The sequence below is a fragment of the Enterobacter sp. SA197 genome, assembly GCF_054131575.1.
The window spans coordinates 4,733,730-4,755,962 of the sequence record NZ_CP096393.1; the positions used below are offsets into that span (position 1 = coordinate 4,733,730).

Below are 22,233 nucleotides of genomic sequence, written 5' to 3' on the forward strand. Positions count from 1 at the left end.
ATCAGTGACGGCGGCTTTAACAAAACAAAAATCCTGGAGCAAAATAATGTTAACCCTGAAGACGACACGACTGACCTGCTCCCCGATAACGGAGAGCGACTGGCCATTTTTTCTCGCCTTACAGCAGGATCCGCAGGTGATGCGTTTTGTTGCAGAACCTCGTCCGCAGGCGGCGATCCGTGAAGCATTCGATACCCGCCTTCCCGCCTGGTCTCCTGGCAGTGAACACTGGCTCTGTCTGGTAGTACGCGACAGCGTGACGGGTATGCCGCTCGGCGTGACCGGTTACGTCCATCGGGAGCGTGACTGCGCCGAAGTGGGATTTTTATTTGCGCCGCCCGCGCAGGGGAAGGGCTATGCGCTGGAATCCCTGCACGCCGTCTGTAGGTACGCATTCGCAGAGGGGGGAATCCGCCGCCTTGTGGCGACAGTGACAGCAGGTAATACCCCCTCCAGGCGGGTGCTTGAAAAAGCAGGTTTTGTGCAGGAAGGTGAACTGCGTGAAGCATTCTGGCTGGCAGGCCGCTGGCAAAATGACTGGATATTTGGGCTGCTGCACCACGAATACGGCGAAACCAGATAATTCACCTGTCATCCTCAGCAGGCTGTGCCAGGCTTAGCCAGTGTTTTACTGATCGTGAGGCGAGCTTATGAAGAAGATTCTGCTGGCAACAGCCGTAGCAGCACTGTTTTCCATGACAGCATTCGCAGAAGATTCACCCGGACTCAAAGCGGATAAAGCGCCACCCGCACCACATAAAATGGATGAGGGCTATCGCGGTATGGAAGATGCCCGTTCCATGACCGTGGAACAGGCAAAAGCAATGCACGATGGTGCCTCCGTCTCTTTACGAGGCAATTTAGTGCGTAAAATTGGTGAAGATGTGTATGAATTCAGGGATAAAACCGGGCAAATAGAGGTACATATCCCGATGGCTATCTTCGATGGTCGCCAGGTTTCCCCGGACCATCTGGTGGGCATTAGCGGGTCCCTCGACGCGAAGCAGAAACCTGCCCGCGTTAAAGTCACCCACTTCCAGAAACAGTAACCTCGCATAAAAACCGAGCCGGGTAATCCCTACCCGGCCTCTTTTTTACAGGAACATCCCGCCGGATACTTCCATACGTTGAGCATTCATCCACGCCAGGTCGTCACTCAGTAATGCTGCTATCGCATCGCCGATATCATCCGGTTTACCCACCCGTCCAAGCGCCGTTTGCGAAGCAATATGCTGGTTGATGTGTGGATTATCGCGCACTTCCCCGCCGCGAAAATCGGTCTCAATGGCACCAGGCGCAATGATGTTTACCGAAATGCCGCGTGCGCCGAGCTCTTTGGCCTGATAACGGGTCAAGACTTCCATCGCCCCTTTCATGGCTGCGTAGGTGGCATAACCCGGCAGCGCGAAACGCGCCAGACCACTGGAAACGTTCAGAATGCGGCCTCCATCGACCAACAGCGGCAGCAAGCGCTGGGTGAGAAAGAACGGCCCTTTTAAATGGATGTTCATTAATTCATCAAATTGCGCTTCGCTGGTCTGAGCAAACGGGACACTGATACCTATACCAGCATTGTTCAATAAATAATCAAACGTCTCCCGCCCCCATGTGGTATGCAACTGCTCTTTCACCTGTTGGGCAAAAACCTCAAAGCTTGCTACATCGCCGACGTTTAAGCGCAATGCCACTGCTTTCACGCCTTTACGCGTGATTTCCTCAACCACGTCCTGAGCCGCCTGCGCATTGTTGTTGTACGTCAGGATGATCCCTGTTCCACGTGCTGCCAGCTTCATTGCCGCGTTTTTTCCCAGCCCACGGCTGCCACCGGTAACCAAAGCGATACGTTGTGTCATGAGAAACCTCGTTTTTGTCTGTTGTTCACTGTAGAAAAAGCTTATTAGCTGGTGGTACAACAATAAAGGCACTGAATTACGCTTCACTGTTTCATTACAAACAACAATTGGGGCATGGAATGGATAGAATTTATGCAATGCAGTTGTTCATTCGGGTCGCTGAACTGGAGAGCTTTTCGCGTGCGGCAGACTCCCTTGGTCTGCCTAAAGGCAGCGTATCTCGCCAGATCCAGGCGCTGGAAAACCATCTCGGCACCCAGCTGCTTTATCGTACAACCCGGCGTGTGCAGCTGACGCAGGATGGCATGGTCTATTACGAACGGGCGAAGGACCTGCTCAGTAACATGGATGAACTCGACGGACTCTTTCTTCATGATCCGTCCAGCATCAGTGGACGTTTGCGGGTGGACATGCCGGTGGCTGTCGCGAAAAACCTTGTTATCCCCCGTCTCCCTGCTTTTCTCCAGCACTACCCCGGCATTGAACTGGAACTCAGCAGTAGCGACCGGCGGGTCGATGTGATTCGGGAAGGCTTTGACTGCGTGGTGCGTGTCGGTACGCTTAAAGATTCGGGACTCATCGCCCGCCATCTGGGCAGGCTGTCGATAATCAACTGCGCCAGCCCTGATTATCTGGCGCGCTTTGGCTACCCGGAGACGCTGGATGACCTCTCTTCTCACGCCGTTGTTCACTATGCACTCAACCTCGGCGTTCGTCCGCAGGGCTTTGAAGTCTGGTGCGATAACAAAACGTCGTGGATAAAAACCGGGGGCATTCTCACCGTGAATAGCACCGATACCTACCATGCGGCCTGCCTGGCCGGGCTGGGTATTATTCAGGTGCCGCGCATCGGAGTAAGGGATGCCTTACGCAGCGGCACACTGGTCGAAATCCTGCCGCAATACCGCGCAGAACCGATGCCGGTCTCTCTGATTTATCCTCACCGGCGCAACCTTTCACGGCGCGTACACCTGTTCATGGAGTGGCTTTCAGGGGTAATGAAAGACTACGTTGATTAGAGGCAGTCTATAATTTTACCTAATCGCGAGCAGACAAAGGAAATTAGCACTGATGACCCCGGAAAACAGCGAAAAACGTCCCACTCAGGACCTGGAATACGAGCCAGTCAGAAAAATGGAGACATCAGATCCCTCCGAAAAGCCCGACACTAAGCCTTCTGATGACGGCGCATCCCATTCCGCGCTGGAGACCGTTACGCAGGTCGCGAAAAAAGTGCAGCGCCGCCCGATGGTCGCGCATCTCATTCGCGCGACTGAACGCTTTAACGACCGTATGGGTAACCAGTTCGGTGCTGCTATTACCTACTTCTCATTTTTGTCGATGATTCCCATTCTGATGGTCTCGTTTGCGGCGGCAGGGTTCATTCTGGCGTCGCACCCCACGCTGCTCCAGGACATTTTCAGCAAGATCCTGCTTAGCGTCAGCGATCCGACGCTTGCCGCTACGCTGAAAAGTACCATCAATACAGCCGTGCAACAGCGAACTACGGTGGGGATCGTTGGCTTCGCCATTGCGCTCTATTCAGGCATTAACTGGATGGGCAACCTGCGTGAAGCCATTCGCGCCCAGTCCCGCGATAACTGGGAGCGCAGCGCGCAGGATGAAGAAAAAATATGGATGAAGTACTTACGCGACTTTATCTCGCTGATTGGGCTGCTGGTCGCCTTAATCATCACCCTGTCGATTACCTCCATCGCCGGCTCGGCCCAGGAGATCATTATTTCCGCCCTCTATCTGGATTACATTGAGTGGCTGAAACCGGCGTGGAGGCTTATCGGCCTTGCCATCTCCATCGCTGCCAACTATCTGTTGTTTTTCTGGATTTTCTGGCGACTGCCGCGCCACCGCCCACGTAAAAAAGCGCTGATTCGCGGCACCCTCATCGCGGCTATCGGTTTTGAGGTGATAAAAATCGTCATGACCTACACCTTACCGTCAATGGTGAAATCGCCGTCGGGTGCCGCCTTTGGTTCGGTACTGGGTCTGATGGCGTTCTTCTATTTCTTCGCCCGCCTCACCTTATTCTGTGCGGCATGGATCGCGACGGCACAGTACAAAGGTGACCCGCGAATGCCGGGTAAAACGCAACGCTAGTCCCCCTGTCGGGCTGAATATTTCAGCCCGATTCCTCATTTCAGCATGAATAACCAAGCCGTAACTTTTATTTAACCTAAAACCAGTTTTTAATTCCAACATTAAAAATTTGTGAAGCATTTCATAGAAGCGAAATCGCAGGTCTGAAAATTATCCGCTTTTTGCCGCTTTTTTGCCCACTCCCGCACTTTGTTACAGATTGAAATGTCGCTTTTGCTATGACTAATATGGTCGTCCGTTCGCCCAAAAATAAGAAAATATTATGCAAGCCACAGCCACAACTTTAGACAACGAGCAGGAAAACCCACCGGTAAACTCACGCAGTAAAGTCGTTATCGCCTCGCTGATTGGCACCGCCATCGAGTTTTTCGACTTCTATATTTATGCCACTGCGGCGGTCATTGTTTTCCCCCATATCTTCTTCCCGCAGGGCGATCCGACAGCGGCCACGCTTCAGTCGCTGGCGACCTTTGCTATTGCTTTTGTGGCGCGTCCGATTGGTTCGGCGGTCTTTGGTCACTTCGGCGATCGCGTAGGGCGTAAAGTCACCCTGGTCGCCTCACTGATGACGATGGGGATCTCTACCGTACTGATTGGCCTGCTGCCGACATATGAATCCATTGGTGTGATGGCACCGCTGCTGCTGGCGCTGGCCCGTTTTGGTCAGGGGCTGGGGCTTGGCGGCGAATGGGGTGGTGCGGCGCTGCTGGCCACTGAAAATGCCCCGCCGCGTAAACGCGCGCTTTATGGTTCCTTCCCGCAGTTAGGCGCGCCGATCGGCTTCTTCTTCGCTAACGGCACTTTCCTGCTGCTCTCCTGGCTGCTGACTGACGAGCAGTTCATGAGCTGGGGCTGGCGCGTACCCTTTATCTTCTCGGCGGTTCTGGTGCTGATTGGCCTGTATGTTCGCGTATCGCTGCATGAAACGCCGGTGTTCGCCAAAATCGCGGCAGCAAAAAAGCAGGTGAAAGTGCCGCTGGGTACTCTGCTGACCAAACACGTGCGCGTGACAGTGCTCGGCACCTTCATCATGCTGGCGACCTACACGCTGTTTTACATCATGACCGTCTACTCGATGACCTTCAGTACCTCACCGACCGGGCTGGGTATGCCGCGCAATGAAGTGCTGTGGATGCTGATGATGGCGGTCATAGGCTTTGGCGTGATGGTCCCGATTGCCGGTCTGCTGGCGGATAAATACGGTCGCCGTAAGAGCATGATTGTGATTACGTCGCTTATCATTCTCTTCGCGCTGTTCGTCTTCCCACCGCTGCTGGGTTCCGGTAACCCGGCGCTGGTGATGGCTTACCTGCTGATTGGCCTGAGCCTGATGGGGCTGACTTTCGGTCCGATGGGCGCGCTGCTGCCGGAGCTGTTCCCGACGGAGGTGCGTTATACCGGTGCGTCTTTCTCGTATAACGTGTCATCCATTCTGGGGGCATCCGTGGCACCCTATATCGCCACCTGGCTGCAGGCGAATTACGGTCTGATGTACGTGGGGATCTATCTGGCGGCGATGGCCGCCCTGACCCTGACGGCGTTAATTCTGACCCATGAGACAAAGCACCAGGCGTTGTGATTTCTGCGGCCTGATGCCCTCACCCCGGCCCTCTCCCACAGGGAGAGGGTGAAAACCCCTTCCCTCACCTTTTCACCGTTGACTCGATTGGTCCCTTCTCCCACCCGAAGAGTTCAGACTCGTTCGGCCCTTATCCCATCTGGAGAGTTCAGACTCGGTCGGTCCCCTCTCCCATCTGGAGAGTTCAGGCTCGGTAGTTCCCCTCTCCCATATGGAGAGTTCAGGCTCGGTCGGTTCCCTCTCCCATATGGAGAGTTCAGGCTCGGTCGGTTCCCTCTCCCATATGGAAAGTTCAGGCTCGGTCGGTTCCCTCTCCCCTTTGGGGAGAGGGTCAGGGTGAGGGGAACAGGTCGCACAAATCCTAAGCCGCATCCCCCTGCGTCAGCGGGGCCAGCGCCGCCGGGATCTTACTCAGCTCCTGCACCAGCGAATCTTTGCCGATCTCACCTATCGATTTCGCCCCGGTCAGGGTCATCGCCACGCGCATCTCTTTCTCAATCAGGTTCAGCAGGTTCGCCACACCCGCACGACCATGCGTCGCCAGCGCATAAAGGTACGCACGCCCCAGCAGGACGGTATCTGCGCCAAGGGCAATCATGCGCACCACGTCCAGCCCGTTACGAATGCCGCTGTCGGCCAGGATAGCGATATCGCCTTTCACCGCATCCGCAATGGCCGGCAGGGCGCGGGCGGAAGAGAGCACGCCGTCGAGCTGGCGACCGCCGTGGTTGGAAACCACAATCCCGTCGGCACCGAAGCGCACCGCATCCCGTGCATCTTCTGGATCGAGGATCCCCTTGATCACCATCGGGCCATCCCAGAATTCGCGGATCCACTCCAGGTCTTTCCACGAAATGGACGGATCAAAATTGGTCGCCAGCCAGCCGATATAATCCTCAAGCCCGGTGGGTTTCCCTAAATACGCAGAGATATTCCCCAAATCGTGCGGCCTGCCGTGCAGACCCACGTCCCAGGCCCACTGCGGATGAGTCACAGCCTGCCAGTAACGTCTCAGGGCTGCGTGCTGCCCGCTCATGCCGGAGTGCGCATCACGGTAACGCGCCCCTGGTGTTGGCATATCAACCGTGAAGACCAGTGTGGAACAGCCCGCCGCCTTTGCGCGCTCCAGCGCATTACGCATAAAGCCGCGATCCCGCAGAACGTACAGCTGGAACCACATCGGGCGTTTGATGGTGGGGGCGACTTCCTCAATCGGGCAGACAGAGACGGTTGATAAGGTGAAGGGAATGCCCTTGTCATCCGCCGCTCCCGCCGCCTGCACCTCACCGCGACGGGCGTACATACCGCATAGCCCAACCGGGGCCAGGGCGACAGGCATCGAGAGCTTTTCGTTAAACAGCGTGGTTTCCGTGCTCAGCGCTGACATGTTCTTCAGCACCCGCTGGCGCAGGGCGACCTGACCCAAATCCTCCACGTTTCGGCGCAGGGTATACTCCGCGTAAGCCCCCCCGTCGATGTAGTGGAACAAAAAAGGGGGCAGAATGCGTTGGGCGGCAGCGCGGTAGTCGCTGGCGGCGGAAATGATCATGCTTTATCTCCAAAGGGAAGCGTATGCCGTTCATCGGGCAGGCGAGTGATGCGCGCGCTGCGCGCCTGGTCTTCATCAAACTGGCGGATAGTGGTGTGCACAAAACTAAGGTGAGTCATCATGGCATCGCGTGCGCGCTGGGGCTCACCGGCAAAAATGGCGTCCATAATCTCCCGGTGCTGCCCGGTTAACTGGGTAAAGACAGGGGGGGCCTGGTACATACGCTGGCGGCTCTGCTTGACCGACCTTTGCAGCAGATCGAAAAAGCCGCGCATGGTTTGCAGCAGCACAAGGTTATGCGACGCCTCGGCAATGGAGAGATGAAAGCGCACATCTGCCTGCGAGGCGAGGTCCGGGTCATCGACCAGGGTGGCCTCAAAGCAGAGACGGATCTTCTCTTTCTCAACGGGCGTGGCCCGTAAGGCGGCATGCCAGGCGGTGCTCCCTTCAATGGCGTGGCGGGCTTCCAGAATATCGAAGCTGTAATCGGGGTCGTCTTCCAGCAGCGTTTTAAGCGGCTGCACAATGCTCTGCTCCGACCAGGTTTCATGCTGCCAGCGCACAAAGGTGCCACCACCGTGACGGCTCAACAGCACCCCTTCGCTGATGAGCCTGGCGATAGCTTCGCGCAGCGAATTGCGGGAAACACCAAGTTGCAATGCCAGCTGTCTCTCTGACGGCAAACGCATGCCCGCCTCAAGCCCTTTTTCTTTAATCAGTGTCCTGATACGCCGGGCAACATCCTCAGAAAGCCGTTCAGCCGTCGCGTTCATGGTCTGCTCCGTGTCAGTGAAATCCGGGGGGAAGTGGTACTGCCAGTTTCCGGCAGCACGATGCCATAAGCACAAGGGTAATGGGCCGTTTTGTAATGGCAATGTTAATTTAATGTGATTTTGCGGGCTGTGAAGCGGTGCGCATTACGGCGCGAAGTGGTAGGGCCACTTGAAATCCATTCCACCTGGCTAGCTTGCTTGCCAGTTAGAATCCGGGCAGTGTCCAAACAAAACGCAGGGCGTTTTGGACGCCCTCAGGGCGGTCCCGTAGGGATAAGCGAAGCGTATAATCCTCACGTACTTCGTGTACGCTGCGGTTTTACCGCGCTGTCCAGGCTCAACCTTCCTGCGCCGATTATGCCTGGTGGGATGGATTTTTACGGAAAAAAAGCGTTCCCCTTCGGTTATGAAGGGGAAGCGAAATCAGAAATCGGTCTTCGAAAAACCGGTCATCTCTTTCAGACCCATTTCACGGCCCAGGGCGGTCATCGGGTGAACAACGACCAGCCCACGTACGCTTTTCTTCAGCTTACCGAGGTCGGCCTGCTCTTTCTTGGTGATGGCGCGTTTGAACGGCATGTTCACCAGCTTCTGTGCTTCTTTGCTGAGCTTTTGGCTGTACTGGCCACGCAGACGTTCGATTTCAGTTTCGAGCGTCTCTTTTTCTTTTTCCAGCTCTGCGTATTTCTCGGCAGACTCCACCAGAGACAGGGCGGCCTGCTGGTGGCGAATGAGATCCAGGCGGTCGCTCAGGCGTTTGATTTCGTTCTTTTCGACTTCTTTCATGGTATTTGACTCAGAAAACGGGGGAAATAATGACAAAGGATACACGAATGCGCGCAGGCTTACTTCTGAAACGCCTTTTTCAAGCTGATTTTAGAAATCAGCTCGGTCAAAGAGAGCACCATGGTTGAGCGGACAACCTGCTGGTAGCGCTGCTTCTGCATCGCGTACAGGTCAGGGTCGCTGGTATCAAAAAGCGGGACAGGAGGGAGGGCAGACACGCAGTTCAGTTCACCGAAAGGACCCAGAATTTCATCATCGGTAAATCCATATTCGGTGCCGTCATGATTGAGCTCTTCACGCAGCGCCATCAGCAGCTCCGCATCCTCATACTCCGGGCGGCTGAGTACGCCAAGCCCATAAATTAACTTCAGGCGCACCGAGAGATTGCCCAGCGGTCCATCTCCGTCAAGCAACGGCTCTACAGCGTATTTCACTGCATAGTCGTCTTTGCGGAAGACCTGAAGCACCAGAATATTTACCGCCTCGGTGAGTAACTCCACGGCGGCAATTAAAAAGCTTCGTACGGTTTTGCCAGCATTCAGACGCTCGAGCACACGGTTTTCGAAAGCCTGTGTAAGTTCCATTATTGCCTGCATATCTGACAATTTTGTTAACAGGCGCGGGATGTCCCGCGCCAGATTCGGCATCATGCCTTTGCGTTGTAAGCATCGACGGCTTCAGCCACCACCGCGCTATTGGCATCCAGACCAGAAACCTGCACCAGTGCGCCCTGAGGGCCTTTTTCAGCAATCAGTGCCGCCAGTTCCTGCGCCTGCGGGTCCTGTTCACTACGATAATGCATCGCCGCAGCGATACCCTTGACCAGATTAGTGTGCGCAGTCGCATATTCCAGCGTGCCGAGCAGTGGCTTGATCAGACGATCGCCTGCGCTCAGTTTACGCAGCGGCTGGCGCCCAACGCGCTCAACGTCATCTTTCAGGTATGGGTTTTCAAAACGACCGAGGATTTTTTCAATATACGCGGCGTGTTTCTCAGCATCGAAGCCATAGCGCTTGATCAGCACCGCGCCACTCTCTTCCATTGCGCCCTTCACCACCGCACGAATGTTCTCGTCCAGGATGGCATCGCGAATGGTCTGATGACCCGTCTGTTGACCAAGGTACGCGGTTATAGCATGCCCGGTGTTTAACGTGAAGAGCTTGCGTTCAACAAACGCCATCAGGTTATCGGTTAATTCCATCCCCGGAATGTCCGGCAGCGCACCTTTGAACTGGGTTTTGTCGACAATCCACTCGCTGAAGGTTTCAACGGTGACTTCCAGCGGATCGTGGGTGGCGGATTCAGACGGCGGAACGATACGGTCAACGGCAGAGTCAACGAAGCCAACGTGGGCTTCGACCCAGGCTTTATCCTCTTCCGCCAGTGCGTTAAAAACATGGCCTTTAAGCTGGGTGGTACCGCGCACCATGTTTTCACAGGCGATGATGTTCAGCGGGGTGTCGAGCCCTTGCGCTTTACGTTTTACCAGACCTTTGGCAATGGCCGGGGCGATGCGCTCAAGTACCACCGGGCCGACAGCGGTCGTCACCAGATCGACGGTCGCAATCAGGTCAACCACCTCATCACCAATGCTGCTTACCGCGTTGACACCAGAGACGGTATCAACCTGCTCGTTTTCGCCAACCACATGCACCTGATAGCTATGACGGGCATTAAGGGCGTCGAGAACCACCTGATTCACATCGGCGAATGTCAGCGTAATCCCCGCGTCCGCCAGCAGTTTGCCGATGAAACCACGTCCGATATTACCTGCGCCAAAATGCAATGCTTTCATAGTGTTAACCTTCATCAATGTTTTTACCCGAGAGGGCTGGGGTGAGGAACCGCACGCGTTTCTCCTCACCCAAACCCTCTCCCCAGAGGGAGAGGTTTGCCCCCGTTTGGTTCGGGCGGCAGGTGGGTTGGCGTCTTCATGGATTCTGGTTACTTAGAAAAATGACCAGTACCCTGTGTTACCTGCCTTCCCGCCGCCCGAATTTTCAGGGGAGCGTTCTGACTTTATGCCTTCAGCAGCGCCAGCACTTCTTCAACGCTTGTGGTGTTAGCCAGACGCTCAATGACGGTTTCGTCATCCAGGGCGTTGGTCAGGCTGGTGATAACCTGAATGTGCTCGTTGTTTCGCGCAGCGATACCGATAACCAGACGGGCCACATCTTCCGGCTCTTCACCGAACAGCACGCCTTGCGGATACTGGCAGAACACCACCCCGGTTTTCAGTACACGGTCTTTTGCTTCCACGGTGCCGTGTGGGACAGCGATAGACTCACCCAGATAGGTCGGGGTCAGTTTTTCGCGCTCCAGCATCGCTTCCACATACTCAGGCTGAACGTAACCACCTTTCACCAGTTGCTCACCCGCGAAGCGAATCGCTTCTTCTTTACTGCTGGCGGTGCGGCCAAGGAAGACGTTTTCAGCACTTAATTTGAACAGGTTGCTGTTGCTGGTATCCAAACTGTCCTGCAGGCTGCTCTGTACTTTGACCGAGTTATCCGCGTGGCGCTGTGCAGCCACCAGGCGTTCAGTCAGGTTGGTGTACAGACCGCTGTCCAGGAAGTTGGTCAGCGAAATGTGCTGAGCCTGAGGCACCTGACGCATGGCGCGCTCAGTCAGGTCGCGGTGAGTAATGACCAGGTCAACGTCAGACGGCAGGCTGTTGATGGCGCTGTTGGTCACGGAGATGTTGGTCAGACCCGCATCCTGGACTTTTTTGCGCAGCACGCCTGCACCCATTGCGCTGGAACCCATACCGGCATCACAGGCCACAATGATTTTACGCACATGACTGAGATCGTTGGTCACGTCACCCGCTGCCAGTGCTGTTGCACCTTTAGACTGGGCTTTCATGTCCTGCATACGGCGAGTGGCCGCTTCGATATCCTCTTCTTCGTCTTTGACTTTGCTGGTTTTCAGCAGAATCGCGGCGATAACGAAGGAGACGACCAGCGCAGCGAAAATTGCCACGATGTTGGCGAAGTACGCGCCTTTTGGCGTCATCGCCAGTACCGCCAGGATGGAACCAGGAGATGCCGGAGAAACCAGACCGCCACCCAGCACGCTCAGCGTGAAGACGCCAGTCATACCCCCAAGGATAACTGCGATCAGCAGACGTGGGTTCATCAGCACATACGGGAAGTAAATTTCGTGAATACCACCCAGGAAGTGGATGATGGCCGCGCCGCCAGCAGACTGACGTGCGCTACCACGACCGAAGAACATGTACGCCAGCAGGACGCCCATACCCGGACCCGGGTTAGCTTCGATCAGGAAGAAGATAGACTTGCCGATTTCATTAGACTGCTGAATACCCAGCGGCGAGAAGATACCGTGGTTGATGGCGTTATTGAGGAACAGGATTTTCGCCGGTTCAACAAAAATAGACGCCAGCGGCAGCATGTCGTGCTCAACCATGAAGTTAACGCCAGCCGCGAGACCGCGGGACAGCACTTCAACCGCAGGGCCGATGGCGAGAAACGCCAGCAGGGCCAGGATCATACCGATGATGCCAGCGGAGAAGTTATTCACCAGCATTTCAAAACCGGATTTGATCTTACCGTCTACGGCAGCGTCAAATTTCTTGATGCACAGGCCACCCAGAGGACCTGCAATCATCGCGCCGAGGAACATCGGCATATCCGCACCGACGATAACCCCCATGGTAGTGATAGCACCAACAACGCCACCACGATCGCCACCCACCAGGCGGCCACCGGTATAACCGATAAGCAGCGGCAGCAGATAAGTAATCATTGGGCCGACGAGCTTCGCCAGCGTTTCGTTTGGTAACCATCCTGTTGGAATAAACAGAGCGGTAATGATACCCCACGCGATAAACGCGCCGATATTTGGCATTACCATGTTGCTGAGGAAGCGACCAAAGCTTTGCACTCTGATCTTGATATCGGATGACATAAAACACCCCTTCTTATGTTTGCTATCGCACAGGCCGGAAGCCCGAGGTTTTGTTGTTAACGTGGCGGCAGAGGTAGCCGGACCCGTGTTCTGTGATGCGAAATCTCGCACCGAATCAGCCAACTGTCCAGATGACGCCCGGCAATGTGACTTAGATCACGTTAAAGCAGGGGTGACACCGTACTTTAACGTGATATTCGTCACAAAATGGTTGTGTAGAAAAAGAACAAAGCGCAAATAAACAGCGTGACACCCCTAATAATGTGACTCTTATCACAATTTGTGGTGGCGTTTTTGTTATTCATTTGTGATCAACATCACAAGATATTTTTGCCAGGACTTTTCTGAGTGTGATCGGTCGCAAACTCTGGTTTTAGCTGACACAACGACCTGTAATTCACTTTCATCTCATCAGCGGCGACGGGAACCGGTTCACCATAGCCAGACAACTTTTCACATTTATGAAACGGCTGCCGCCGGATTTGTTTACCTTAGTACATACTTAAGGCTTTGCTGGCGATAAGGAGACGGTAATGAAACTGATTGGCAGCTACACCAGCCCGTTTGTACGCAAAATTTCCATTATTCTGCTGGAGAAAGGCATCACTTTTGAGTTTGTGAATGAGCAGCCCTATAACGCGACCCATAACGTGATGCAGTACAACCCATTAGGAAAAGTGCCGGCGCTGGTCACGGACGACGGTGAGATCTGGTTCGACTCCCCGATCATTGCTGAATATATTGATTTATTGGGTATCGCTCCGCCTATGCTGCCAACAGACGCCAAAGCGGCGCTCAGGATCCGCCAGATTGAGGCGCTGGCGGATGGCATTATGGATGCGGCGCTGGTCTCCGTCAGGGAAACGGCCCGCCCCGCAGCACAGCAGTCTGAGGCGGAACTTCTGCGCCAGCGGGAGAAAATCAGTAACGGGCTCGACGCCCTCGAAGGATATCTCACCGACGGCACGCTGAAGGTCGATGCGCTGGATCTGGCAACGGTTTCGATTGCCTGCGCCATTGGTTACCTTAACTTCCGCCGCGTTTCGCCAGGCTGGTGTGTCGACAGGCCGAAACTGGTGAAACTGGTGGAGAATCTGTTTCAGCGTGAGAGCTTCGCCCGTACCGAACCACCGAAGGATTGATGCCTGTTATGTGCGCCTGAATCAACTCGCGCTACAATCCCCTCTCGTCGTTAGCCCTCCCGACGGAGGGGAAAATCTCAGCCAGGCCCAGCCATGACAACGGATATTCAGTCGCTTTACAGTCAGATACCTTCAACCGACCGCCTGCTACGTGAAGCGGCGTTCTCTCCCTTACTGGCCGCCTTTGGTCACCGTCAGGTTGCTGATGCGTTACGTCAGTTACAGGAAGAGGCGCGTGCTACGGTCTGCAAGGCACGGCAACTGCCAGCGTGGTGCGATAACTGGTCGCAGGCGGTATATCAGCGGCTGGTGAGCGACAGCGCGTGCGCATTACGCCCTGTCTTCAACCTGACCGGCACGGTGCTGCATACCAACCTGGGGCGAGCGCCGCAGGCGCAGGCCGCCATTGATGCCGTCACCGAGGCCATGCGTTCACCGGTGACGCTGGAGTACTCACTGCATGATGCCGGGCGGGGCCACCGGGACCGGGCGGTAGCAGACCTGCTCTGCCGTCTGACAGGGGCGGAAGATGCCTGCATCGTAAATAACAATGCAGCTGCCGTTCTGCTGATGCTCGCGGCAACCGCCAGCGGCAAAAAGGTGGTGGTTTCACGGGGTGAGCTGGTGGAGATTGGCGGCGCGTTCCGTATTCCCGATGTGATGCGCCAGGCGGGCTGCGTGTTACAGGAAGTGGGCACCACTAATCGCACTCATGCCAAAGATTACCGTCAGGCGGTAGATGAGAACACCGCGCTGCTGATGAAGGTTCATACCAGCAATTATCACATTGAAGGCTTTACCAGCACGGTAGAGGAAGCCGAGCTGGTCACGCTTGCAGAGGAGCTGAATGTTCCGGTGATTTCCGATCTGGGCAGCGGCTCGCTGGTAGAGTTAAGCCAGTACGGATTACCAAAAGAACCCCTTGTGCAGGCGTTAATTGCCGCTGGCGTAAGCCTGGTGAGTTTTTCCGGGGACAAACTGCTTGGCGGCCCGCAGGCCGGGATAATCGTCGGCAAAAAAGCGTTGATTGAAAAGCTGCAGTCCCATCCACTAAAACGCGCCCTGCGGGCAGATAAGATGACGCTTGCGGCACTCGATGCCACGCTGCGCCTCTACCTGCACCCGGAAAAACTGCACGAACAGCTGCCGACATTGCGCTTACTCACCCGCCCGCAGGAAGAGATAACCCGGCAGGCGCAGCGGCTGCTTGCTGCTCTCAGTGGTCGCTACGCCCACTTTACGCTACGGGTGGAGGAGTGCCTTTCGCAGATAGGCAGTGGCTCTCTCCCCGTTGACCGCCTGCCAAGTGCCGCGGTCACTTTTACGCCCGTTGATGGCAGTGGGCGGCAGGTAGAGGCTCTGGCCGCCGCCTGGCGCGAGCTGGAACAGCCTGTTATTGGCCGTATTTATGATGGCCGTTTATGGCTGGATTTACGCTGCCTTGAGGATGAACCCCGTTTTCTGGAGATGCTGTTGAAATGATCATTGCCACCGCCGGACACGTCGACCACGGCAAAACCACCTTACTACAAGCCATAACGGGCGTGAATGCCGACCGGTTACCGGAAGAGAAAGCGCGCGGGATGACCATCGACCTCGGCTATGCCTACTGGCCGCAACCGGACGGCAGCGTGCCGGGTTTTATTGACGTTCCGGGCCACGAAAAATTCCTGTCCAATATGCTGGCAGGTGTCGGCGGCATCGACCACGCGCTGCTGGTGGTCGCCTGTGATGATGGTGTCATGGCGCAAACGCGTGAGCACCTTGCCATTCTGCAACTGACCGGGAACCCGTCATTAACGGTGGCCCTGACCAAGGCCGATCGCGTGGACGCGGCGCGTATTGCTGCGGTGCGTGATGAGGTACAACAAACCCTGCGTGAATACGGCTGGCAGGAGGCGGCGCTCTTCGTCACGGCAGCCACGCAATCGCGCGGCATTGAGGAGCTGCGTGCCCATCTGTTGCAACTGCCTGCGCGCCCCCATCCTCAACATCAGCGTTTTCGTCTCGCGCTGGATCGCGCCTTCACCGTGAAAGGGGCGGGCCTGGTGGTGACCGGGACCGCCCTGTCTGGCGATGTGAAGGTGGGCGAGACCCTGTGGGTGACCGGGGCAAATACCGCCATGCGCGTGCGCGGCCTGCATGCGCAGAATCAGCCTGCTGAGAAAGCCCACGCCGGGCAGCGCATTGCGCTTAACATCGCCGGGAATGCGCAAAAAGAGGATTTAACCCGTGGCGACTGGCTGCTCTCCACGCCACCGCCTGAACCGGCGGAGCGGGTAATTGTGGCATTACAGACCTTCGTGCCGCTCACCCAGTGGCAGCCTCTGCACATTCACCATGCTGCCAGCCATATCACCGGGCGCGTTTCACTTCTGGATAACAATCTGGCAGAACTGGTGCTGGACACCCCGCTGTGGCTGGCCGACAACGATCGCCTGGTACTTCGTGACATCTCGGCGCGGGAGACGCTGGGCGGCGCAAGGGTGGTGACGCTGCACCCGCCACGCCGCGGCAAGCGCAAGCCGGAATACCAGCAGTGGCTGGGCGAACTGGCGGTCACCCAAACCGATGCGCAGGCGCTGGCGGTGCATTTGCAGCGTGGCGCGGTGAACCTCCCGGCCTTTACCTGGGCTCGTCAGTTGAATGACGCCGGGCTTGCGGCACTACTGAATGAGCCCGGTTTTATTCGCGCCGGCGATAATCTCCTCAATGCGCCGGTGGCGGCAAGCTGGCAGCGTAAGCTGCTTACTACGCTTGCGACCTACCACGCGCAACACGCCGACGAACCCGGCCCCGGCCGCGAACGTCTGCGGCGTATGGCATTGCCGATGGAAGACGAGGCGCTGGTGCTGACACTCATTGAGCGCATGCGTGAAAGCGGTGACATTGAGAGCCACCACGGCTGGCTACACCTGCCGGATCACAAGGCCGGTTTTACCCCGGAGCAGGCGGCTATCTGGGAGCGTACCGAGGCACGCTTTGGCGACGAGCCCTGGTGGGTAAGGGATCTGGCACGGGAGACGGGCACGGATGAACAGATGATGCGCGGCGTGCTACGTCAGGCGGCGCAGCAGGGGCTGATTACGGCGATCGTGAAAGATCGTTATTACCGCAACGATCGTATTGTTGCCTTCGCCAGCATGATCCGCGACCGGGATCCGGTTCACGGTTCCACCAGCGCTGCCGATTTTCGCGATACGCTAAACGTCGGACGCAAACTGGCGATTCAGATTCTGGAATATTTTGACCGCATTGGTTTTACCCGTCGCCGTGGTAACGACCATATCCTGCGCGACAGGGCCTTGTTCACCAGATAACTATCACGGCGGCCCCTAAAGCCGCCGTGACGTTAAGAGGCTTTAGTGGCGATTTTGCGTTTTGCCAGCCAGACCGCGCCCAGCCGACCCGCCTGGTTGCCCAGTTCGCATGGGAGGATCGGGACTTTCAGGGCATCCCAGAGTTCAAAGGTTTGCAGATGACGTTCAAGCAGGGGATAGAGTTTTTTCTGCTCGCTGATACCGCCGCCAATCAGCAGGACCTGCGGATCAAACATGGAAATCACACCGTACACGCCGCGGGCCAGAAAATGCGCCCAATCGTTCACTGCTTCGCGCAGATGAACGTCACTGTCCATCCTGTCGAAAATCTCTTTGCCATGTGGCATCTCTTCTTCAGGCACCCCCAGCGCTTTTCGACAGGCGGTCATTAAGCCACTGGCAGAGGCGACCTCATGCATCGTCTCTCCGCCGTTGCCGACCGGGATCACGCCAAACTCTCCTGCCCGAAAATGTGCGCCACGATAGAGGTCACGGTCGACGATAATACCGCCGCCGATACCGGTGCCCACCGTAATGCAGACCAGGCTGTCATAACGCCTTCCTGCGCCGCGCCACTGTTCACCCAGGGCAGCGCAGTTAGCATCGTTCTCTACGGTTAAGGGGAGATCGGTGAGTTCACCGAAAAGTTCCAGCAGATTGGCGCCATCCAGAAAATCCACCGCCCCCGCTTTGGCAGCAAGCCCGGTATGTGGGTTGATATGGCCAGGAAAACTGACGCCTATGGCGGCAATATCATGATCGCGCTGGCACTTTTCCACCGCTTCCTGCCAGCGCTGCCTGAACGTTTTTTCATCCTCTGGCGTGTCATATTCCTCATTAAACAGCTCTTCGCCTTCTTCGGTGATCACGCCATATTTGATGTGGGTTCCGCCCACGTCAAAACCGATAAATCGTTGCATCTCTTCTCCCTGCGCTGTCCCGGATAGTCAGATTAATTATGGCTTACTGCTACGGGAAAACTGTAAATCCAGGTAATGACTGAATCTCTATTCCCTCAGGATGATTTTGCAGAGGAAATTTTTGCGCACCTCTTCCCAGGATCTGCTTCCTCTCGATGAAAACCGCGCTGTACTGCGTTAATGTGATCGCTATAGATAAATTCGTGTGTATGATGTGTATAATTTAAAGCGGGGGACATGGAAAGTGACCAGCGCAGAGGTGATGGTAATACTCAAAAAAACAGGGATGGGTGCTTATCAGAACAAAAGGAAGTCATCATCAGTTTAGCCACCCGCTTCGGTCTGGACTGGTAACGGTTCCGCATCCTCGCAAAGACATCAAACCTGGCACGCTGGCGCAAATCTGGCGGCAGGCAGGCATTAAACCTTAATTCGCAGGAGCCAGAAATGTTTTATCCGGCCTACATACACTCTGATGCTGATGGCAGCGCCAGCGGTTTTTTCCCCGACGTACCTGGCTGTTTTTTTGCGGGTGATAGCCTGAACGAAGCGTTTAAGGATGCGCAAGGTGCACTCACCGCACATTTCGAAACCCTGTGTGAGTTGGGGCAGGTTTTGCCAGTAGCAACTGCGGTTGAACAGCATTTACAGCAGCGGGCAGAGGAATTTGTCGAAGGCCAATGGTTGCTGGTGGATATTAATATGAATCAGTTCGATGGCCGGGCTGAGCGTATCAACATCACTCTGCCTCGCCGTTTGCTCAGCAAAATCGATGTTTTCGTGCACGATAACCCTGAATTCAGCAATCGCAGTGCCTTTCTGGCCGAAGCGGCGCGACGTGTATTGCCAGGCTAATCACCTTATTCCCGGCTTCAAACTTCTGTTGTCTATACTTACTGAACAACGACAAGGGAGAAAATCATGTCCAACACACCAAAATCCGAAGAAGAGCAGGTCAAAGAAGTTAAAGATGCGCCTAATAAGCAGGGTGAGATCCCCCGTAAGCGCGATGACAGTAAAGACGACAAGAAAGACCCTTTTAAGGCGAGTTAAAAGTAAACCCAGGCAGGCGCGATGACCGGACCCGCAGAGTCTGCTAGCATAGCGGCCTGCTACTGACTTCGGGATAACACCGTGACTGCCTTTTCAACCTTAAATGCTTTGCCTTCTGAACTTCTCGCCAACCTGAATGAGCTGGGTTATCACACCATGACCCCGGTCCAGGCGGCGGCACTGCCGGCAATCCTTGAGGGGAAAGATGTGCGTGCCCAGGCGAGAACCGGCAGCGGCAAAACCGCCGCCTTTGGTCTTGGCCTGCTGCAGCATATCGAAGCCGGGCGGTTTGTGACGCAGTCTCTGGTGTTGTGCCCTACCCGCGAACTGGCGGATCAGGTGGCGAATGAGTTGCGTCGCCTGGCGCGCTATCTGCCTAATATCAAAATTCTGACCCTGTTTGGCGGCGTACCTTTTGGTGCGCAGCGCGATTCGCTCGTGCACGCGCCACATATCATCGTTGCCACGCCGGGCCGTCTGCTTGATCACCTGCAAAAAGGGACGGTCTCACTGGCAGCGCTAAAAACCCTGGTGCTGGACGAAGCGGATCGTATGCTGGATATGGGCTTTAGCGATGCCATCGTTGACATCCTCGGCCATGCGCCGGCACACCGTCAGACGCTCCTGTTCTCGGCGACCTGGCCGGAAGGCATTGCCGCCATCAGCACCCGATTCCAGCGTGACCCGCTGAACATTGAGATCGATGCGGTCGATGCGCTTCCTGCGGTTGAGCAGCAGTTCTTCGAAGCCTCGCGCCGGGAAAAAATTCCGCTACTGATGAGTCTGTTGAGCAAGTATCAACCCGCGTCCTGCGTGGTGTTCTGCAACACCAAAAAAGATTGCCAGGAAGTGTGCGATGCACTGAACGCTCAGCGCCAGAGCGCGCTGGCTCTGCACGGCGATATGGAACAGCGTGATCGCGATCAGACGCTGGTGCGCTTTGCCAACGGCAGCAGCCGCGTGCTGGTGGCGACCGACGTTGCCGCCCGTGGTCTGGACATCAAATCGCTGGAGATGGTGATTAACTTCGAACTCTCCTGGGACCCGGAAGTGCACGTTCACCGCATCGGACGCACCGCACGCGCCGGTGAGAGCGGTCTGGCGATCAGTTTATGTGCGCCGGAAGAGGCTCAGCGCGCCGCTATTCTCAGCGAAATGCTGGCCCTTTCTCTGGAGTGGAAAACGCCGGTTATCAGCAGCAGCGTCAAGCCGCTTGAGGCTGACATGGCGACCCTGTGCATTGATGGCGGTAAAAAAGCCAAAATGCGACCGGGCGACATTCTCGGTGCCCTGACCGGGGATATCGGGCTGGACGGGGCCGACATCGGCAAGATTGTCATGCACCCGATGCACGCTTATGTGGCGGTTCGCCAGTCGGTGGCAAACAAAGCGTATAAACAGCTGTCGCAGGGTAAAATCAAAGGCAAAGCCTGCCGCGTTCGCCTGCTCAAGTAATCCTTAAAATGGCCCGTGTTCACGGGCCATCAGCGTCTTCTCAACGCTTCTCGTTTACCCAGATGCGCATCTCCCCCTCTCCCCGGTTGGCCCAGCTAAACCACGGAATAAAGGTGAGCGTCTGCGGCGTAGTGCTGGCGGGCATCTTGTCATAGCGCCACAGAGGCTGCTGCGTGGCATCGGCGGTGGTCTGTTTTACTCCCTGCGTCTGTATCAGCATCTTGTGGGCAAAAATACCCTTCCCCTCAAAGACATGGAACTGCGCATCCGGTGGCAGCCACAGGTTATGCAGCTCTTCCCCGGTATCGCGCTGGCATGGAAAGCCCGTCAGATGATTGGCACACATTTTCACTTGCCGATTTCGGCCTCAACGCTGGCAAAAGAGTTGCACTGTAATGTGGATTATCTGGGGCGTGTTTACCGTCGTGCTTTTCGCCTGACGCTGACCGAAGCCATCCATCGCCAGCGGGTGCGGGCGGCAGAGAAGTTGCTGATAAGCGATTCATTATCGCTAAAGGAGGTGGCGATACAGTGCGGGTTTCATGATGTGGGTTACTTTCGGCAGATTTTCCGCAAGCACACCGGCATTACGCCCGCCGCATGGAAGCGGCGGTATTGTAAGGAGCATATTAATTCGGGGTGAGGTTGTGCGGTCTTTTCCCCTCACCCCTTTGGGGAGAGGGCTGGGGTGAGGGGAGCAGTGGGTGACTGGCTTAAAGGGTTCCGCTTACCCCTGAGGGAATCGTTCCGTTCATCTCGCATGTAAAATCGGGCACGCTTTTCTCCCTCGCCCCTATGGGGAGAGGGCCGGGGTGAGGGGACTGTGGGTGACTGGCTTAAAGGGTTCTGCTTACCCCTGATGGAATCGTTCCGTTCATCTCACATGCTAAATCGGGCACGCTTTTCCCCCTCGCCCCTTTGGGGAGAGGGTCGGGGTGAGGGGAACAGTGGGTGACTGGCTTAAAGGGTTCCGCTTACCTCCGGTGGAATCGTTCCGTTCACTTCATGTGCCGCGCTTCCATGCAGTACCTTCCCCCGTGAACGTGTTAAGCGTTCTCCGCCACGCCCTTAACAATCCCGGCTCCCGGCACGAAAACTGCCGCTTCGCGGTGACCCTCCGCGTGTTTCTCCGGGCTTTCCGGGACCGGGCGCGATGCAGCGTCCCTGCAACGCGCGCCCTCGCCGCGCATCCCTGCGCGTCGCCCCGGCCCCGCGAAAACGCGTCGGTACTTTTCAGACGGACCCACCACACCTGACCCACCGCGCGGTTTTTGGCTTTTAACAGCAAAGGCTTTTTATCTGTAACTCCTGGCGTACAGCGGGGGGGTGCGGTCCGGCTGAAAATCGGTGAGGCGTTGACGACGGGCCGGGACCGCCCGCAGGGACGCGGGCGGAGGGGATAGCCTGCAGGGATGCAGGCTGGTCCCCGACCCGACAGCACGGCGGCATAGGACGAACGGACCGCGCTGCGGCGATTTTCCTGGCCGGGAGCCCGGGTTGCAAGGGAGGCGGCGGCGAGCCTCCCTTGCACGTTCACGGGTGCGGTGGCTTCAGAGAAAAATGAACTTACGGTGAACGGAACCATTCCACGTAGCCTGCATGGGCTGTTCCACTATCCGCAACAGTCTCTCCTTGAGCAATCGTGCGGAATGTTCCCCCTCACCCTGACCCTCTCCCCAAAGGGGCGAGGGAACGGTCCGTGCCCACATACAATTCCCCCTTCACCCTGGCCTTCTCCCCGGAGAGCGAGGGGACCGT

The 22,233-nt window shown here is 56.3% G+C and carries 20 protein-coding genes and 2 pseudogenes; 13 read left to right on the plus strand and 9 right to left on the minus strand.

The genetic code is table 11. From position 1 onward, the window contains the following. Window positions 1-46 precede the first annotated feature (46 nt). Together M1D91_RS22275 and M1D91_RS22280 are read left to right on the plus strand one after the other, a co-directional pair. On the plus strand, window positions 47-583 hold the full coding sequence (locus tag M1D91_RS22275; protein ID WP_437433420.1) for a GNAT family N-acetyltransferase: 537 nt from the start codon (window positions 47-49) through the stop codon (window positions 581-583). 67 nt (window positions 584-650) lie between these two features. Next, window positions 651-1,049, plus strand: coding sequence for a YdeI family stress tolerance OB fold protein (locus tag M1D91_RS22280; RefSeq protein WP_437433419.1), 399 nt, complete (start codon window positions 651-653; stop codon window positions 1,047-1,049). Between the two features lie 45 nt (window positions 1,050-1,094). On the opposite strand, the gene M1D91_RS22285 is transcribed toward M1D91_RS22280, so the two are convergent. Further along, the gene (locus M1D91_RS22285; RefSeq protein WP_437433418.1) at window positions 1,095-1,853 is read right to left on the minus strand and encodes an SDR family NAD(P)-dependent oxidoreductase; all 759 of its coding nucleotides are present in this window, start codon (window positions 1,851-1,853) and stop codon (window positions 1,095-1,097) included. A gap of 119 nt (window positions 1,854-1,972) precedes the next feature. On the opposite strand from M1D91_RS22285, the gene M1D91_RS22290 reads away from it, so the two are divergent. The 3 genes from M1D91_RS22290 (at window position 1,973) to M1D91_RS22300 (ending at window position 5,547) form a co-directional block, all read left to right on the plus strand. Next, window positions 1,973-2,872, plus strand: coding sequence for a LysR family transcriptional regulator (locus M1D91_RS22290; RefSeq protein ID WP_437433417.1), 900 nt, complete (start codon window positions 1,973-1,975; stop codon window positions 2,870-2,872). Between the two features lie 52 nt (window positions 2,873-2,924). Beyond that, entirely contained in the window at window positions 2,925-3,968 is a 1,044-nt protein-coding gene (gene yhjD, locus M1D91_RS22295) for an inner membrane protein YhjD (protein WP_437433416.1), read from the plus strand. Between the two features lie 262 nt (window positions 3,969-4,230). Then, window positions 4,231-5,547: an MFS transporter gene (locus M1D91_RS22300; protein WP_437433415.1), complete on the plus strand. Its 1,317-nt coding sequence runs from the start codon at window positions 4,231-4,233 to the stop codon at window positions 5,545-5,547. A gap of 361 nt (window positions 5,548-5,908) precedes the next feature. Here the strand turns inward: M1D91_RS22300 and lldD are convergent, their stop codons facing one another. The 6 genes from lldD to M1D91_RS22330 form a co-directional block, all read right to left on the minus strand. Beyond that, window positions 5,909-7,096 (minus strand): FMN-dependent L-lactate dehydrogenase LldD, encoded by a 1,188-nt coding sequence (lldD, locus tag M1D91_RS22305; RefSeq protein WP_437433414.1) that lies wholly within the window; start codon window positions 7,094-7,096, stop codon window positions 5,909-5,911. Beyond that, window positions 7,093-7,869, minus strand: a complete 777-nt coding sequence (gene lldR / locus M1D91_RS22310) for a transcriptional regulator LldR (RefSeq protein ID WP_437433413.1) — start codon at window positions 7,867-7,869, stop codon at window positions 7,093-7,095. Before lldR ends, lldD begins: the two co-directional genes overlap by 4 nt. Window positions 7,870-8,292: 423 nt before the next feature. After that, window positions 8,293-8,655 (minus strand): YibL family ribosome-associated protein, encoded by a 363-nt coding sequence (locus M1D91_RS22315; protein WP_437433412.1) that lies wholly within the window; start codon window positions 8,653-8,655, stop codon window positions 8,293-8,295. A 59-nt stretch (window positions 8,656-8,714) separates the two neighbouring features. Then, window positions 8,715-9,302, minus strand: coding sequence for a mannitol operon repressor MtlR (gene mtlR, locus M1D91_RS22320; RefSeq protein WP_437433471.1), 588 nt, complete (start codon window positions 9,300-9,302; stop codon window positions 8,715-8,717). Further along, window positions 9,302-10,450, minus strand: a complete 1,149-nt coding sequence (gene mtlD, locus M1D91_RS22325) for a mannitol-1-phosphate 5-dehydrogenase (protein WP_457975842.1) — start codon at window positions 10,448-10,450, stop codon at window positions 9,302-9,304. The genes mtlR and mtlD overlap by 1 nt, the downstream gene beginning before the upstream one ends. A gap of 224 nt (window positions 10,451-10,674) precedes the next feature. Beyond that, window positions 10,675-12,585, minus strand: a complete 1,911-nt coding sequence (locus tag M1D91_RS22330) for a PTS mannitol transporter subunit IICBA (RefSeq protein WP_437433410.1) — start codon at window positions 12,583-12,585, stop codon at window positions 10,675-10,677. 533 nt (window positions 12,586-13,118) lie between these two features. Here M1D91_RS22330 and M1D91_RS22335 point away from each other — a divergent pair. The 3 genes from M1D91_RS22335 to selB all read left to right on the plus strand — a co-directional run bounded on the left by M1D91_RS22335 (window position 13,119) and on the right by selB (window position 17,047). Further along, window positions 13,119-13,727 carry a glutathione S-transferase gene (locus M1D91_RS22335; protein ID WP_437433409.1) on the plus strand — a complete coding sequence of 203 codons (609 nt, stop codon included), beginning with the start codon at window positions 13,119-13,121 and terminating at the stop codon, window positions 13,725-13,727. 93 nt (window positions 13,728-13,820) lie between these two features. Next, window positions 13,821-15,209: an L-seryl-tRNA(Sec) selenium transferase gene (gene selA / locus M1D91_RS22340; protein WP_437433408.1), complete on the plus strand. Its 1,389-nt coding sequence runs from the start codon at window positions 13,821-13,823 to the stop codon at window positions 15,207-15,209. Next, a complete protein-coding gene (gene selB / locus M1D91_RS22345) occupies window positions 15,206-17,047 on the plus strand; it encodes a selenocysteine-specific translation elongation factor (RefSeq protein ID WP_437433407.1) in 1,842 nt (613 codons plus the stop codon). Before selA ends, selB begins: the two co-directional genes overlap by 4 nt. A 32-nt stretch (window positions 17,048-17,079) precedes the next feature. Here the strand turns inward: selB and M1D91_RS22350 are convergent, their stop codons facing one another. Continuing rightward, window positions 17,080-17,967, minus strand: a complete 888-nt coding sequence (locus M1D91_RS22350; RefSeq protein ID WP_437433406.1) for an ROK family protein — start codon at window positions 17,965-17,967, stop codon at window positions 17,080-17,082. A gap of 290 nt (window positions 17,968-18,257) precedes the next feature. Here M1D91_RS22350 and M1D91_RS22355 point away from each other — a divergent pair, with 290 nt between their 5' ends. From M1D91_RS22355 to dbpA, 4 genes are all read left to right on the plus strand, one after another. Continuing rightward, the gene (locus M1D91_RS22355; protein WP_437433405.1) at window positions 18,258-18,398 is read left to right on the plus strand and encodes a type II toxin-antitoxin system HicA family toxin; all 141 of its coding nucleotides are present in this window, start codon (window positions 18,258-18,260) and stop codon (window positions 18,396-18,398) included. 16 nt (window positions 18,399-18,414) lie between these two features. Further along, a complete protein-coding gene (locus M1D91_RS22360; RefSeq protein ID WP_437433404.1) occupies window positions 18,415-18,822 on the plus strand; it encodes a type II toxin-antitoxin system HicB family antitoxin in 408 nt (135 codons plus the stop codon). A 66-nt stretch (window positions 18,823-18,888) separates the two neighbouring features. Beyond that, window positions 18,889-19,020, plus strand: coding sequence for a hypothetical protein (locus M1D91_RS22365; RefSeq protein WP_437433403.1), 132 nt, complete (start codon window positions 18,889-18,891; stop codon window positions 19,018-19,020). An 81-nt stretch (window positions 19,021-19,101) separates the two neighbouring features. Beyond that, a complete protein-coding gene (dbpA, locus tag M1D91_RS22370; protein WP_437433402.1) occupies window positions 19,102-20,475 on the plus strand; it encodes an ATP-dependent RNA helicase DbpA in 1,374 nt (457 codons plus the stop codon). Between the two features lie 40 nt (window positions 20,476-20,515). Here dbpA and M1D91_RS22375 read toward each other — a convergent pair. Continuing rightward, window positions 20,516-20,788, minus strand: a pseudogene (locus tag M1D91_RS22375) (glycoside hydrolase family 127 protein); the annotation flags it as partial. Here M1D91_RS22375 and M1D91_RS22380 point away from each other — a divergent pair. Next, window positions 20,777-21,118, plus strand: a pseudogene (locus M1D91_RS22380) (helix-turn-helix domain-containing protein); the annotation flags it as partial. The pseudogenes M1D91_RS22375 and M1D91_RS22380 sit on opposite strands and share 12 nt — an antisense overlap. Window positions 21,119-22,233 lie beyond the last annotated feature (1,115 nt).

Bases quoted from the DNA above. Each gene is read 5' to 3' on its own strand.
- lldR (WP_437433413.1), bottom strand. From the start codon at position 7,869: ATGAACGCGACGGCTGAACGGCTTTCTGAGGATGTTGCCCGGCGTATC.
- selB (WP_437433407.1), top strand. From the start codon at position 15,206: ATGATCATTGCCACCGCCGGACACGTCGACCACGGCAAAACCACCTTA.
- mtlD (WP_457975842.1), bottom strand. From the start codon at position 10,450: ATGAAAGCATTGCATTTTGGCGCAGGTAATATCGGACGTGGTTTCATC.
- M1D91_RS22360 (WP_437433404.1), top strand. From the start codon at position 18,415: ATGTTTTATCCGGCCTACATACACTCTGATGCTGATGGCAGCGCCAGC.
- M1D91_RS22335 (WP_437433409.1), top strand. From the start codon at position 13,119: ATGAAACTGATTGGCAGCTACACCAGCCCGTTTGTACGCAAAATTTCC.
- M1D91_RS22315 (WP_437433412.1), bottom strand. From the start codon at position 8,655: ATGAAAGAAGTCGAAAAGAACGAAATCAAACGCCTGAGCGACCGCCTG.
- M1D91_RS22300 (WP_437433415.1), top strand. From the start codon at position 4,231: ATGCAAGCCACAGCCACAACTTTAGACAACGAGCAGGAAAACCCACCG.
- lldD (WP_437433414.1), bottom strand. From the start codon at position 7,096: ATGATCATTTCCGCCGCCAGCGACTACCGCGCTGCCGCCCAACGCATT.
- mtlR (WP_437433471.1), bottom strand. From the start codon at position 9,302: ATGCCGAATCTGGCGCGGGACATCCCGCGCCTGTTAACAAAATTGTCA.
- yhjD (WP_437433416.1), top strand. From the start codon at position 2,925: ATGACCCCGGAAAACAGCGAAAAACGTCCCACTCAGGACCTGGAATAC.
- M1D91_RS22365 (WP_437433403.1), top strand. From the start codon at position 18,889: ATGTCCAACACACCAAAATCCGAAGAAGAGCAGGTCAAAGAAGTTAAA.
- M1D91_RS22330 (WP_437433410.1), bottom strand. From the start codon at position 12,585: ATGTCATCCGATATCAAGATCAGAGTGCAAAGCTTTGGTCGCTTCCTC.
- M1D91_RS22275 (WP_437433420.1), top strand. From the start codon at position 47: ATGTTAACCCTGAAGACGACACGACTGACCTGCTCCCCGATAACGGAG.
- selA (WP_437433408.1), top strand. From the start codon at position 13,821: ATGACAACGGATATTCAGTCGCTTTACAGTCAGATACCTTCAACCGAC.
- M1D91_RS22280 (WP_437433419.1), top strand. From the start codon at position 651: ATGAAGAAGATTCTGCTGGCAACAGCCGTAGCAGCACTGTTTTCCATG.
- M1D91_RS22290 (WP_437433417.1), top strand. From the start codon at position 1,973: ATGGATAGAATTTATGCAATGCAGTTGTTCATTCGGGTCGCTGAACTG.
- M1D91_RS22285 (WP_437433418.1), bottom strand. From the start codon at position 1,853: ATGACACAACGTATCGCTTTGGTTACCGGTGGCAGCCGTGGGCTGGGA.
- M1D91_RS22350 (WP_437433406.1), bottom strand. From the start codon at position 17,967: ATGCAACGATTTATCGGTTTTGACGTGGGCGGAACCCACATCAAATAT.